Below are 13,632 nucleotides of genomic sequence, written 5' to 3'. Positions count from 1 at the left end.
CTTCAGTCGACCGACGGACGAGTCGGCCTGTACGCCGGGTACTGTCGCACCGTGGCCGTGACTCTGTGCAGGCGCCGCCTACGGCGGATGACCGGCCGCTGCGCGGGCGCGTTCGCCGCGCTCCTGCGCCCTGAGGGGAGGCCCGCATACGCCGACGGCATCGCCGCGGGCGTGGCGCTGGCCGGTCCCCTGGCGTTCGGCATCCGCACCGGCCGGTCCGACATCGGTGCCACGGCTGCGCTGTGCGCGGTGCTCATGGCCATGCCGCTGCCGCCGGGGGCCGGGACCGCCGAGCGGGCACGGCATCTGGCCGCCCGTGGCCTGTGGACGACGGCGGCCGGGGTCTACGTGGCCCTGGCGGGCCGGTCCGTGGCGGCGCTCGCTCCCGGTGTGGCCGTGGCCGCCTTCGCCGGGGCGCTGCTGCCCCGGGTGGGGACGACGGCGGCGCTGGCCGTCCTGCTCCTCGGCATCACCGGCGACGGCGGGAGCCCGCTGCCGTGGCCGGGGGTCACCGAGGCGGCGGCCTGCGCCTGGACGGCTCTCCTGCTGCTGCCGCGCCCGCGGAGGGCGGCGGAGGACCGGCAGCAGCGCCCGCATCCCTCCGGCGCCGCGCTCCGGCACGCGGGCCGTACCGGTCTCCTGACCGGCGCGGCCACGGCGGCCACCGGCTGGGAGGGTTCGCTGTGGGGCCAGGGCCACTGGCTGGTCACCTCGCTCCTGCTCAGCCTCCGGCCCACGCACGGGGAGACCCGCACGAAGGCCCTCAAACGGCTGGTCGGCAACGCGCTGGGCGGAGTGGTGGCGGCCGCGCTGCTGCTCTGCCGCCCGAGTCCGGCGGCCGTCGCCGTCATCGTCGGCGTCTCCGGCGCGGTGGCCTACACGTTCCGGCCGGCCAACTACGCCTACTGGTCGCTGGCTTCGCCCGTCCTGCTCCTCCTGCTCAGCGACTACGGCCGGCCCCTGCCCTGGTGGGCGGCGGTGGTCAGGGCGGCGATGGTCCTGGCCGGGGGGACCCTCGCGGTACTGGCCAGCCGCTGGCTGTGGGCCGTGGAGGACGACGGGTAGGCGGAGCGTCAGTCCCGGGTGGTGAGTCCGGTGAGTGCTGCGGCGATCCGGTCGAGGCGGGTGGGGTCGAGGGAGTAGAGGACGTAGTAGCCCTCGCGCCGGGCGGTGGTCAGTCCCGCCCGGGTCAGTTGCTGCAGATGACGGGAGACGGCCGGCTCCGACAGACCGAGGAGAGTGGCGAGTTCCCGGGTGCTGCGGCTCTGTGCGGCGAGGCAGTTGACGATCTCAAGGCGTGGAGCGGCAGCCAGGGCCTGGAGCGCGGTGAGGATCTCCGTCCGGCTCGCGGGGCGGGGTGCGGACGCGGGCGCGAGGGGCAGCGCGGGGTAGGTGACCCGGAGGGGCCAGGGGGCATCGCAGGTGACGCGCACGTGGGGCCACACGTAGTGGCTGGCGGTGAAGGTGACCGGGCGTGCCGAGGTGACGGTGATGTCGTGGTGGTGCGGGCGGTCCAGGCGCAGTGTGCGGTGTGCGGGGTCGATGCGGATCTGCGGTACGAGGGTGCGGAGCATCGGGAAGACGCCCTGGTGGGCGATGCGTTGTCCCGCGTGGGTGATCGCCTCGTGCAGGGTGGGTTCGACGCGGTCCCATTCGTGGGCGAAGGCGGCACTCCAGTAGTCCTCCAGCGCGGTGAGCGCGCCCTCCAGGGTGGGGAGGGGGTCGGTGAGGATGTCGCTCAGTCGTGCGGCCCGGGCGGGGTCGGCCTTGTGGAGATCGGCGATGGCCGCGTCCCGGGTGGCGGCGTTCTCGACCAGTTCGTGCCCGTGGTAGCGGGTGGTGTCGACGAGGGTCCGGGCGAGTTCGGCGGCCAGCTGCGCGGGCGGCAGCGCGCGCACGGCGGCGAGCTGCCCGGCGAAGTCCGCATCGTGATCGTTCGCCCGGCTCTCGAAGAAGGCCGGGATGTAGTCGGCCACCACGAAACCGTGCTCGCGCAGGTGCCGGCGCAGCGTGGCGGGCAGCCGGCGGCACCGGCGCACCCAAGGGACGTGCAGGGCGTGGTGTCCGGGGTCGGTGAGGACGTGCCAGGAGTGGACGGCTTCGAGCAGAGGGGAGACGGAGAAGGCGAGGTCCTCCTCGGCCGTCTCGGCGAAGCGCATCGTGATCACGATTGCAGGATTTCACAATCAGTTGATCGGGCCTCTCCGGCTCCTTCAGCCTTCCCCCATGAGTTTCCGTGAAGCATCCTGGCAAGCCGTGCTCGACGCGGACGGCGGCGCGTACACCGTCCACGAGCACGTCCCCGCGCACAGTGTCGCCGAGCGCCAGGCGCTGCCCTTCCCCTGGTCACAGGCGGTCAAGACACTCGCCTTCAGCGTCCCGGAGGTCCCGCTGCTCCTGGTGGTGCTGCGCGCGCAGGACCGCCTCGACTTCGCCCGCGTCGCGGCCGCCGTCGGCACCAGCCGCTCACGGCTGTGCGTCGCCGGCCCCGATCTGCTCGGCACGGAAGGCCTGGTCCCGGGAGGCATCCCGCCGGTCAGCCACCGCCCCGGCGTGCCGTGCCTGATCGACACCGCCGTCATGGCATCGGGACAGCCGGTCTTCTGCGGTGCCGGAACCGCGGACCGCACCCTTCAGGTGCAGCCCGCGGTCCTGGCCCGACTCCCCCGGGCACAAGTGGCGCTCCTGCGACGGTAACCTGCAGCGGGAGCACGGCGCCGCCCCGGCCGCTCACCCGCCGTCGTAACGCAGGAACAGTGCGGCCGCATCGTCGTCCGGCGCGTGCCCGGCGTAGGCGCGCACGTCCGCGCGCAGACGCTCCAGGACGTCCGCGGGCCCGCCCGTACCGGTGTCCAGTGCCGCCAGGCGCCGGGCCAGGGGGTAGAACTCCCCTTCGGCGTCACGTGCTTCGGTGATGCCGTCCGTGTAGAGCAGCAGGCCGTCTCCCTCCCGCACGAGGTGCCGCAACAGTGGAGGACGGACGTCCTCGGGCCGGAGCACGCCCAGCGGCGGGACCGTCTCGGGCGGTGCGAGGGCCAGCGGGGCACGGCCGGGCCGCAGCAGGAGCGGTGCGGGATGTCCGCAGTTGACGACCTCGGCGCAGGAGACGCCGGCCCGGGGCGTCCCGGTGAGGCCGATCACGGCCAGGGTGACGAACTCCTCGGTCCCGGCGGGCAGATCGCGGTCGAGCGCGACGGCGATGCGGTGCACGACACCGGTCAACTGCCGCTCGTCGTGGGCCGCTTCGCGGAACGCCCCGAGCACGGCGGCCGCCGTGGCCACCGCGGGCAGCCCCTTGCCCCGTACGTCCCCGATCAGCGCGCGCAGCCCCCACCGGGTCATGCGCACGTCGTAGAGGTCGCCGCCGATGCGCGCGTTCGCGGCCGCCGCCGTGTAGTCGACGGCGATGCTCACGGGGCCGAGGCGTGCGGGCACCGGACGCAGCAGAACGCGCTGGGCCACGTCGGCCGTCGAGCGGACCTGCGCCAGTTCGGTCTGCCGGCGCGTCCGGGAGAGCGCGATGGCCCAGCCGATGAAGCTGGTCAGGGTGATGCCGATCAGGGTGGCCACGTGGGTGTCGGCCAGGACGTCGTGGTTGCGGCAGGCGTTGATGAAGCTGGCGGCCAGGGTGACGGCGCCGACCTGCAGCGGGTATCCGGAGCGGCGCCCCACGGCCGCTGCCAGGGCGGGCACCGCCGCCAACGCGGGCGAGAGGATCATCCAGACCGGCAGCAGGACGTCGACGACCACGATGGCGGCCATCAGCAGCCAGGGCAGGGCCAGGGCCGCATCCGCCGGGCACCGTGCCCGCCCCTGGTGCGGGTGGGCTGCACGCCAAGTCCTGTTCATGAGCCACTCCTTGGAGACGGGACAAAAGAGTGCGTCATGCCAGACTGGCCGGGCCCCGCGGATTCCAGCTTCGGCCGCGGGGACGACGGTGCGGCCCTGGCGGCGTTCCTCCGGTCGGCCGCCCCCGGCTCCGATCGGAGGACGCCCACAGCCCTCCGCGGCGGTTACGCGCCGGCTCCCTTGTCCTTGTCCTTCTTCTCCTCGACCGCGGGCGGTGGCGTCTTGTCGTCGCCCGGTCGCGGAGCGGACCCGCCGGAGCCCGCCGCGGGACCGTGCTGCGCCGGCGGGGGAACCTCCACCTTCTTGGTCGAGGTGAAGACACGCGCGTTGCGGGCGCCGCAGGACGCCTTCTCGTCGGCGGTCATGGGGCGCGACTTGATGACGACGGCGCTCTTGACCCCGTCGGTGTCGTTCGGCGCGGGGCTGTTGATGGTGTCCTTCCAGTACCAGTAGTAGTGGCCCCAGTGCGGGTTGTCGTAGTGGGTCTGCCACATGCCCGAGACCTGGTGCATCACCTGGGCCCGGGATATCCAGCCGACCTCGCCGGGCTTGACCGTCATCCCCATGCTGCCGCCGTCGCTGTGCTCGGTCTTCCAGGTGTGCCCGTACTTCGCGGTGACGCTCAGGTCGACGATTCCCGCGATCTTTCCGCCGCTGGTGATGGAGAACTCGGCCGTGTCGGTCGACCCCACGGAGTCCGACCAGCTCAGGCCTTGTGTGGCATCCGAGGTGCTGCAGTTGTAGAGGGTGTCGGAGACCTGGTGGTAGGCGCCGAGGTAGGCCTTCTTCACCTGGGGGTCGTTGAAGGTGCAGTTGCCCGTGCCGCTGGCGCAGTCCGCCATGAGCTGGCCGATGGTCGGCTTGTCGGCCGCTGCGGCGGGCAGTGCGGTGGCACCGGCCGAGACGGCCACGGCCGCCCCCACGAGAAGGATTCTCCTGCCGTGCGTCTTCCGGAATTTCGACACGTTGATCACCCGTGATCTTTCGGAGTGCGAGAGGAATGAACTGCGGAACCGGCGGACTTCGCCCTTCCGCTGCCGAAAGACAATCCCGATCCGCAGGGCAGGTCAAGAAGAATTCCTCGACAGTGGAATAGGCGTGGCCTATGGCCCCGTCCCCCGGCCGATGGACGGAAGCATCCCCCGCCCCGATGACCGATCGGCCGATGCTCCGCACCCGGCACGTCCCGCAGGCTGGAACCACGGAATTCGGCCCGCGCCGTACGGACGAAATGCGTGATGCGCAAGGAATTCACGCGCCGCAATACGGCCGGCGGGCGGAAACGGAGGAGAAATGAGCTGCAAGGTACGCCGCGTCGTCGTCGGGGTCGACGGATCGGAGAACAGTCTCGCCGCACTGCGGAAGGCCGCGGAGGAGGCGCTGCGCCACAACGCCACGCTCCAGCCGGTGATCGCCTACTCGTCCCCCATGGGCGACTACGTCGACATGCTCTGGCCGCCGGACGAGCGGACGGCCGGGGAGCTGGACCGTGCGGCGTACCGGCAGCTCATCAGCGCCTGCGAGCGCGCCCTCGGCGGCCTCCCCGCCGACGTGCGGTTCTCCCCGATCACCGCGTTCGGCGAGCCCGCGCAGCTGCTGGTGCAGGCGTCCGGCGACGACGGGGACCTCCTCGTCGTGGGCGGCGGCACGCACGGTGTGCTGCACCGCCTCATAAAGGGCTCGGTGAGCCGCTACTGCCTGCGCCACTGCACCTGCCCGGTCATGGTCGTCCCGCCCGCCGGGAACGCCGCCGCCCCGGCCTCGTAGGCCGGGTTCCCGGTCGGGTCCTCAGCCGAGTCCTCAGTCGAGTTCGATGCTGAAGTCCCAGACGGCCACGGTCTTTCCGTCGTGCCGCCAGGTCAACTGCGCGGAGCCCGCTTCGAAGGTGCCGTTGAGCGCGAGGGTGGCCGGGTGCCCGGGGGCGGCGGTGACGGTCCCTGCTCCGGCCGGGGTCAGGGCGATGTCCCTGCCGTCCTCGTCGCGCGAACTGAAGTCCCCGGCCTGGACGGTGAGCGGTGCCGTGGCCTGGTCAAGCGTGACGGTGAGGGTGCCGGTGACGCGCTCGGGGGGCCTGCTGCCGGGGATGGGGGTGGGGAGGTCCTCCGTGGGGCCGGACGCGCGGACCACCGCGGTGGCTTCGGGGAGTTCGGCACGGACGGGTGATCCCACGGCGACCAGTTGCAGGTGCTTCTCGCCGGCGGTGGGCGTGGCCTGGGCGGTCGGCGGCGAGGGGATCGGGACGGCGCCCAGGTCGCGGACGGTGCGGGAGCCGTCGTCGGCGGTCCGGGAGGACGAGGCGTGACCGCCGCCGCAGCCGGTCGCGGCGGTGAGGACGGCCGCCGCCAGCGCGAGACGGCCGATCGTACGGGTGAGGCGGCGGAGGCCGGGCAGGCCGAGGCCCGCCCGGCTCGGCGCCGTGCAGCGCGGGGTGTTCATCGCTTCGGAGTGCTCCCGGCCGGGGACGGGTTCACGATCGGGTGCTCCGGTTCGCCGGCCCTCGCGACGGCCGGGTAGACGATGCTGCCCGAGAGTGCGGGCGGCAGGGCGCGGCCGGAAGGGTTGTTGTAGACGTCGGCGCCGAAGGGCCGCAGCCCGTCGGCCGCGGCGTAGCCGAGGTGTCCGTGCCCGTCGGTGCCGCCGTGGCGGATGCCGAAGAGATCCTCCATGCTGCGCAGCCAGCTGTAGTGGTTGTACGGCTGGTCGCTGATCGAACCGGGCTTGACGAAGCGGGAGATGACGACCGAGCCGGTGATGCCGCCGCCGGGCGTGGTGTCCTGACCGTACAGCTGGTGACCGGGCTGGGCGGTGTTGGGACCGGGCAGCTCGTTGCAGCAGGCCACGATCGACTGGGCGGTGTCGGTGGGCACGTTGAGCTTGGGGTCGCTGTTGCCGGTGTAGTCGCCGATGGAGTCGCCGTACATCTTGTAGGGCGGGACCGCCTCGTCGAAGATGATCTGGATCATGCCGTCGCGCTGGAAGGCCGGCGAGGACATGATCTGCGGGACGACCTTCTCCAGGAACTTGTCCGCGGCGTACAGGCCGCCCTGGTGGCTCTTCGGGTCGCCGGAGAGGTTGTCGCCCTTGCACGTGGCGTCGTGGGCGTCGGAACAGTTGTTGGGCGTGATCCAGTTGAAGCGCGGAGTGGTGGACTCCTTCTTCAGGTCCTGCGCCAGTCCGCTCACGGCCCGGTGCCCGGCCTGCGCGGGCCTGCCGTCCAGCGGGGCGACGCGGGCGCAGTCCTTCGGGTTGTCGATCACCGAGTGGAACCAGACGGCCGGGTTGTGCTTGGCCACGTACTGGTCCTTCGGCGTGGCGCCGCCGGGGTCGGGCACGCCGGATCCGGCCGGGTTGCCGGGAATGCCGCACTGGTAGGGCATTTCGCGCTTGTCGTCGTTGCCCATGTCCTGGGCGTAGACCTTCCACGGGATGCGGTGGTCGTCGAGCTGGTTGAACAGGGTCTTGACCCGCTGCGGGTAGACGCATCCGTGCGAGGCGAGGGTCTGCCCGTCGGCGGCCGGCGTGCCCGGGGTGACGTCCTTGTACTGCGGGCAGTCGTCCATGTTGTCGGGGGCCGGGGACTGGCCGGAGACGGCACTGATGTAGTTGTCGAGGCTGTAGTGGCCGGTGCCGTAGTACTGCCGCAGCAATTCCCCGTAGCTGGGCAGGGTCTTCCACAGGTAGCTGTTCTGGTTCAGTCCGGTGAACGCGGCCTCGTAGGACTTGTTCTCCAGGATGATCGTCCACACATGGCCCGGCTTCTTCGGGCCGTTCGCGTGCGTGTCGTGTGCGGACGCGGGCGACGCTCCGGGACCGGCGAAGGCCAGCGCTGCGGCTGCGGCGGCCGCCGCAGCCACTCTGAACGTCCCGGCTGCCGGCCAACGGCGGCGTGGGGAAGCTGACATGTGAGTGCTCCGTACTCTCCGATGGCGGGGTGAACGCGACGTGAACGCTACATGACAACTTTGCCCAGATCAGAGCCCATGTAGCCATGCGCGACCGACAGATGGTCCCCGCCCGACCCGCCCCCTGTCCAGCCCCGACGGCAACGAAGGGGCGTTGCCGCGATGACGGTCCGATCTGGTAGGAATCCGGTCCGGTAAGGAAGGACCGGATCCGAATGACTCTTCTGCTCGAACGCCTGCGGTTTTTGACCATGCGGCAGCAACTCTTGACCCGCCCTTGGTTGGCAGCACTGCCCGCCGCGTGGCGCTGGCGCCTCACTTCTCTTCCGGTCGTCGTGGTCGGCGTGCTCTTCGCCGTCGTGGCGACGGTCGCGGTGCTGTGCGCGGGCACCACCGACCAGACGCTGGCGGCCTTCTCCCTGTTCGGCGTCTGGGCGTTCAACTTCTCCGGTGCCGGGCTGGCGGAGCCGACCGACTTCCCGCTGCACCGCCTGCGGGGCCGACTGGTACGGGCGGCCGGTGCGCGGGTCTTCGCCCTGTGGTGCGGACTGGGCGGGCTGCTCCTGCTGACATCCAGCAGCCACACGGCCCATACGTACCGGCCCTCCATGTTCGCCGCCAGCACGACGCTGCTGGTGGCCGGAACGGCGGCCTCACTGAAGATCTTCGCCCGGGTGCGGAAGCTGTCGACCGAACTCCACCGGCGCGCCCAGGACGTGATCCGCTCGCTGGAGGAGATCCGGGATGCCGCGGGGCCGGACGAGAGACGCAGCCTGCGGCCGGGCGCGCGCCGGTCCTGGGACACGCTGCACGTGGTTCTGCGCAACCGGATAGAGACGGGATTCCATCTCCAGGGTACGTTCGTCCTGCCGGGTCCGGCGATAAGGAGTCTCGAAACGGCCGTCATGGCCGCGGTCGACGCGCCGGAGTTCGATGCCGTGAAGCACCGCGTCGCGCTCTCGCGCCTCCGGGTGATCCGGGCGGCGTGCAGCGGGCACATCGACACGCTGGTCTAGCGGCAACGGCGCTGGGTCTGAGGGCGTCTTCCGGACGGCGAACGAGCGGTGCGAGGCCGTGTTGTCGCCCACGATGTCCCGGCCGATGTCTTCCGCCACGAGGCGGAAGCGTGCGGCCTCCGGGACGAACTGGATGAAGAAGAGGAGCGCCCTGGCGGTGTTCGCGTCGGGGTTTCTCGGCTCCAGCAGGTTGACCGTCGAGCCCACCAGGTTCTGGTGGGTCAGCGGAGTGTCCTCCCGATTACGCCCGGCGGCATGGGCGATTGCGCCGTAGGTGGATGCGTACGGGAGCGTCCTGAAACGCCCCCTCGGCAGCAGGCCGACGTCCGGGGAGTGGCGGTTCACGAACGCCTGCATCTCCGCTTCGAGCGGATAATCGTTGAAGGCGAAGGTCTCGCCGACGGCGTTGGTGAAGCCGCGCAGGTACATGTTGTCGGGTGTGATCCACAGCTGCAGCCGCTGCCCTGCGTAGTCGATGTCGGCACGCAGCAGCGCGGCTCTGTTGTGCTGCGTCTCCTGGATTCGACTGGCCCAGTAGTGGCCGGCCCGGTCCTGCACCTCCCGGATGAACCTGACGTAATCCTGCGCCTGCTCAGGGCCGGCGTGCGTGACGGTCATCGTCGCGTTGGTGATGCGGCCGTCGGCCGTGTCGGCCCTGGCGTGGCTGGGGGCGGCGAGGCCGGCTCCCAGTCCGAGCGTCAGTGCGAGCAGCACGGCCAGCAGCCGGGCGAGCGGCCTGCCGCGGGTTATCTCCACATTCAATGGGCCCCCCTTGGGGTTGTCTGTGCTCCTGCGGGAGGAGAGTCGCACGGGGCTGTGCCGAAATTCCGTGACCGACAGTCAAATCACACTTTCGATTCGATCCGAACACCAGACCATCGACCGCCGCGCGACGATGTGGCGGCGAAGTGACGTGCGCGGCACAGGAGTTCGACCTCGGGGATCAACGGAACCGTGGTTGGCGCTGAGATTGATCATGGCTCTGGGGGCCTCGGGTCTACGCCACCCGCATCACGGCCGCCGAGTAGCCGTCGGCCCATCTGGGGCTCCTGACGGGATCGTTGACGGCATCCCCATACCCGGGGCCCGGACCGCTGCCGGCCCGGGCCCCGTGATCTCCCCGCTCAGCGGGTCAGCTGGGCTGCCCGGTAGGCATGATCGTGACCTGCTGGAGGTTCACCCGCGCCGGCAGCGCGGCCAGGAAACCGATGGTCTCGGCGATGTCCTGCGGCGTGAGGTACTCCATCGTCTCCTTGGTGCTCGCCAGCCACTGCAGCGCCGCCTCGTCCGTCACATGGCTCTGAATCTCGGTGTCGACGATGCCCGGCTCCAGCGCCGACACCCGTACCTTCTTCGCGCCCAGCTCCGCCCGCAGATGACGTGAGAGGTGGCTCACGTACGCCTTGGTGGCGGAGTAGACGGCGAAGTGGGGGTAGATGTTCTGCGCCGCGATCGAGGAGGTGTTGATCAGATCGGCCACCGCGCCCTCGGCGGCGGCCTTCACCAACTGCGGGGTGAACGCCCCGATGACGTTCATCAGCCCGGTGATGTTGACATCGATCTCCCGCTGCCACTGATCGACGGCCGCCTCGATCGGGGCGGGCAGCCCGACCCCCGCGTTGTTGAACACCAGGTCGGCGGTGCCCAGTTCGGCCGCCACCCGGCCGGCGGCCGCGCGTACCGCCGCGGCATCGGTCACATCGACGGCCAGCGCCAGAGCGGTGCCGCCGCCGCGCTCGATCCGGGCGACCAGCCCGTCCAGTCGATCCGCGCGCCGGGCCAGCACGGCGACCCGGGCACCCAGGCGCGCCAAGTGCTCGGCCGAGGCCTCACCGATACCGCTGGAGGCGCCGGTGACCACCGCCACGCGGCCGGTCAGGGGCTTGGCAAGGAGGTCCGTGGGCATACGCCACACCGTCCGATCCGAATTCCGAAGGAAGCTCTCTCTGGACACCTCCAGCGCACCACCTCGAGCCCCCGTCCAGCCGTTCCACCGGGCCGAGCACGGACAGATATCGACAGAGCCACCCGGCCGGCCCACACCGGGGCATGGACCGCAGCGGCGGGCTCGCCGACCACCTCGCCACCATCGGCGACGAGACCGTCCGCCAGGCGCTCGCCTCCGGACGGACCATCCGCCGCGGCCAAGGCCACTCGCTCCGGATCACCGCCCCGCTCGAACCCCACCGCACCGCACTGCAGCAGAGCGCCGCCCCCGCCGCCGACACGGCCGGGCCCCCGAGCGCAAGGCCCACGGGGTCTGCGCCACCCGCATCACGGCCGCTGCGAGCACCCAACCGTGGCCCGTTCAGTCGGGGATGCGAGCCCACAGGTCCGGCTCCAGCCTGGCACCCACCGGGGCGAAGCGGGAGATCTCCACGAAGGTGGGGGCGGGCAGGTCGCGGCCGAAGTACTCGCGGGCGACGGCTTCGACGCCGGCGCGTTCCCGCAGGTCGGACAGGTACCACGTCGACTTGAAGACGTGATCGAGGGAGGTTCCGGCCGCCTCGAGGATGGCGATCTGATTGCGCAGGGAGATGTGCGTGTGCTCCTCGATGGTGGACGGAGGTGCATAGCCGGCGTACATCTCCTCGGCCGTACCGCCGATGAAGATCGGGATCGAGCCGGTGCCGGCCGAAGCCAGGATCCGCCCCCGCAGGTCGACCGTCCCCGCATTCAGCTCCGGGCCCGGTCGGACGCCGTGGTCCGTCGCGACCCACGCCGCGAGCTCCACCCAGCGTTCGGGATGGCTTGTCTTGGCCACCACGACCGGGCTGAGCGCGGGGCAGTCCCGGCCGTAGCGGGCGATCACGAGGTCGCGCAGGGCCGGCCAGGACCGTGCGTCGCGCACGTACACGACCAGCTTCGCCAGGCCGGCCGGCGAGGTGAGCAGGGCCGAGAGGCGGCGGTCGAGTTCGTCCAGGCACTGCGTCATGTCCTGGACCGCGCCGTCCTCGTGGCCCGGGCTCTCGGCGGAGACGGTGAAGGTGTGCAGGGTCACCGCGCTGTCGGCCACGGTCGCCACCGGCACCGGTCCGTCGCCCCATACCCGGCGCAGTCCCTGCGGCGCGGCAGCGGGAGGCGCCACTGCCCACAGGTCCATGGTGATCCGGGCCCCGTACACGGGAGTTGCGGGTCCTTCGAGCCAGGCTGCGGCCAGCTGCCGACCGTAGCGTTCGTCCCATGCCTGTCCCGCCACGGCGATCTCGCGGCCCTCGGTCGCAAAGTAGTTGAGTTTCACCGGAGCGGCACCGTCGTCCACCAAATCCATTGCGGCGTCGAGGTTGTCGAGGCAAGCATGCATCTGGCCGTGGCTCGACACCGCCACCCGGCCGTGCCGTTCCGGCGTGATCAGGCTGAGGAAGACCAGCTGGGCTCCCGCGTCCAGGGCGTATCCGGAGCAGAAGGCGAGGCCCGACGGTTGCGAGACTGGTTCGACGAGGTGCATACGGCCATCCTTCGGGTGCGATGCAGTGCTATATGTGCCTGCTTGATGCGACATCTGGGGACATACCGCACGTTAGGCCTCCGACTCCGCACCGCGCATCCTCCGCAAGACCAGGACCGCCACCGCCATTGGCCCTGGTACTCCCGTTGCAATTCCCCGATTCTGCAGGTCACAGCCGTGTTTCCGAGCCTGCGGGCCGACAGGGCGCCAGGGAGCCAGGAGCGGGTCACCCGGTTTCGGGGATCGCGCCAGGACTTGTCCGTGGAGGAACGAGGCCCCCGCACCGATCCACCGGACAAGCCTCAGATCGGCGCCAGCGCCCCCAGCAACGTGGCGAGTTTGGCATCCGTCTCGGCGAGTTCGGCCTCGGGGTCCGATGCGGCAAGGATGCCCGCCCCGGCGTGCAGGAGGAGTCCCTGCGGCGAGAGCTCCCCGCAGCGCAGGGCGATGACCCATTGCCCGTCCCCGTGCCGGTCCGTCCACCCCACCAGGCCGGTGTAGTAGCGCCGCGGCCCGGCTTCCAGCGCCTCGATGAGGCGCCGGGCGGCGTTGCGCGGCGCTCCGCACACCGCAGGGGTGGGGTGCAGGAGGGCGGCGAGGCCGAGGGCGCTGGGGGCGGGCCGGCGGAGCCGGGCGCGGATCGTCGTGGACAGGTGCCACAACTGGCCGGTGGCCTTGAGCGAGGGCCGGGCCGGTATATCCAATTCCACGCACAAAGGACCGAGTTGACGTCGGAGCTCCGTGACGACGATGCCGTGTTCGCCCCGGTCCTTCGGCGAGCCGAGCAGGGCGCGTGCGGCTGCGGCGTCCCGGTCCGGGTCGGCGTGGCGCGGAGCGCTGCCGGCCAGGGGGTTGAGGAGCAGCCGGTCCCCGGTGCGGGAGAGCAGGAGCTCGGGTGAGGCCCCGATCAGCACCCCGGCCGGTGCCAGGTCGACGCAGAAGACGTACGCGTCGGGCTGCTGCCGCAGCAGGCGGCCGACCAGGGCGGGGGCGTCGTCCGGGGTGGGGCCGGGAACCAGCAGGCTGCGCGCCAGGACGACCTTCTGCACGGTACGGTCCCGGCACCGGTCGATCGCCGCACTGACCGCTCCGAGGTATCCGGGGTCGCCCGGGAGCCCCGCGGCGGCAGGACAAGGCGCACAACAGCTCGCCGGAGGGCGCGGTCTGCGTCTCAGGTGCGCCAACGCCACTACCGCCGCCGTGCGTTCGTCGAACGGGAGGGCCCCGACGAGGACACAGCCGGCGGGCGCGTGGCGGAGCACATCGTCCGCCGTGCGCGCGAGGCGGGCGAACTGCCCGGGTCCGGTCCGGGGTCGGGCGGCGGCGGGCAGCGGCCACAGATGCTCGGCGTACAGGACGGCGCGCGGGGTGGCGAGCAGCCAGGGAGCCGGGGGCACAGGGGGCATGGTCGCAGTGG

At 71.5% G+C, this 13,632-nt stretch carries 12 protein-coding genes; 3 read left to right on the top strand and 9 right to left on the bottom strand.

The features are described from left to right. Window positions 1–51: 51 nt before the first annotated feature. Window positions 52–1,065 carry an FUSC family protein gene (locus tag ACLHRZ_RS03850; protein WP_490416782.1) on the top strand — a complete coding sequence of 338 codons (1,014 nt, stop codon included), beginning with the start codon at window positions 52–54 and terminating at the stop codon, window positions 1,063–1,065. An 8-nt stretch (window positions 1,066–1,073) separates the two neighbouring features. Here the strand turns inward: ACLHRZ_RS03850 and ACLHRZ_RS03845 are convergent, their stop codons facing one another. Beyond that, window positions 1,074–2,159 (bottom strand): ArsR/SmtB family transcription factor, encoded by a 1,086-nt coding sequence (locus tag ACLHRZ_RS03845; RefSeq protein ID WP_490416852.1) that lies wholly within the window; start codon window positions 2,157–2,159, stop codon window positions 1,074–1,076. Window positions 2,160–2,226: 67 nt separating this feature from the next. On the opposite strand from ACLHRZ_RS03845, the gene ACLHRZ_RS03840 reads away from it, so the two are divergent. After that, window positions 2,227–2,697 (top strand): aminoacyl-tRNA deacylase, encoded by a 471-nt coding sequence (locus ACLHRZ_RS03840; RefSeq protein ID WP_490416781.1) that lies wholly within the window; start codon window positions 2,227–2,229, stop codon window positions 2,695–2,697. Between the two features lie 33 nt (window positions 2,698–2,730). On the opposite strand, the gene ACLHRZ_RS03835 is transcribed toward ACLHRZ_RS03840, so the two are convergent. Together ACLHRZ_RS03835 and ACLHRZ_RS03830 are read right to left on the bottom strand one after the other, a co-directional pair. Continuing rightward, a complete protein-coding gene (locus tag ACLHRZ_RS03835) occupies window positions 2,731–3,849 on the bottom strand; it encodes a PP2C family protein-serine/threonine phosphatase (protein ID WP_490416780.1) in 1,119 nt (372 codons plus the stop codon). 164 nt (window positions 3,850–4,013) lie between these two features. Continuing rightward, window positions 4,014–4,772: a hypothetical protein gene (locus ACLHRZ_RS03830; protein ID WP_490416779.1), complete on the bottom strand. Its 759-nt coding sequence runs from the start codon at window positions 4,770–4,772 to the stop codon at window positions 4,014–4,016. A 370-nt stretch (window positions 4,773–5,142) separates the two neighbouring features. Here ACLHRZ_RS03830 and ACLHRZ_RS03825 point away from each other — a divergent pair, with 370 nt between their 5' ends. Then, the gene (locus ACLHRZ_RS03825) at window positions 5,143–5,616 is read left to right on the top strand and encodes a universal stress protein (RefSeq protein ID WP_490416778.1); all 474 of its coding nucleotides are present in this window, start codon (window positions 5,143–5,145) and stop codon (window positions 5,614–5,616) included. 33 nt (window positions 5,617–5,649) lie between these two features. Here ACLHRZ_RS03825 and ACLHRZ_RS03820 read toward each other — a convergent pair whose 3' ends face one another. The 6 genes from ACLHRZ_RS03820 to ACLHRZ_RS03795 all read right to left on the bottom strand — a co-directional run bounded on the left by ACLHRZ_RS03820 (window position 5,650) and on the right by ACLHRZ_RS03795 (window position 13,621). Beyond that, entirely contained in the window at window positions 5,650–6,285 is a 636-nt protein-coding gene (locus ACLHRZ_RS03820; protein ID WP_490416777.1) for a hypothetical protein, read from the bottom strand. Further along, the gene (locus tag ACLHRZ_RS03815; protein ID WP_490416776.1) at window positions 6,282–7,751 is read right to left on the bottom strand and encodes an alkaline phosphatase family protein; all 1,470 of its coding nucleotides are present in this window, start codon (window positions 7,749–7,751) and stop codon (window positions 6,282–6,284) included. Before ACLHRZ_RS03815 ends, ACLHRZ_RS03820 begins: the two co-directional genes overlap by 4 nt. Before the next feature lie 653 nt (window positions 7,752–8,404). Continuing rightward, the gene (locus tag ACLHRZ_RS03810; RefSeq protein WP_490416775.1) at window positions 8,405–9,523 is read right to left on the bottom strand and encodes a ribosome-inactivating family protein; all 1,119 of its coding nucleotides are present in this window, start codon (window positions 9,521–9,523) and stop codon (window positions 8,405–8,407) included. A gap of 376 nt (window positions 9,524–9,899) precedes the next feature. Then, a complete protein-coding gene (locus ACLHRZ_RS03805) occupies window positions 9,900–10,673 on the bottom strand; it encodes an SDR family oxidoreductase (protein ID WP_490416774.1) in 774 nt (257 codons plus the stop codon). Between the two features lie 402 nt (window positions 10,674–11,075). Beyond that, the gene (locus ACLHRZ_RS03800; protein ID WP_490416773.1) at window positions 11,076–12,215 is read right to left on the bottom strand and encodes a Rid family hydrolase; all 1,140 of its coding nucleotides are present in this window, start codon (window positions 12,213–12,215) and stop codon (window positions 11,076–11,078) included. Window positions 12,216–12,517: 302 nt separating this feature from the next. After that, complete coding sequence (locus ACLHRZ_RS03795) at window positions 12,518–13,621, bottom strand: isochorismate synthase (RefSeq protein WP_490416772.1); 1,104 nt, start codon at window positions 13,619–13,621, stop codon at window positions 12,518–12,520. Window positions 13,622–13,632 lie beyond the last annotated feature (11 nt).

Source organism: Streptomyces sp. AM25 (assembly GCF_058146165.1).
The sequence above is the reverse complement of the archived record's forward strand: the minus strand, read 5'-3'. Positions and strand labels throughout refer to the sequence as shown.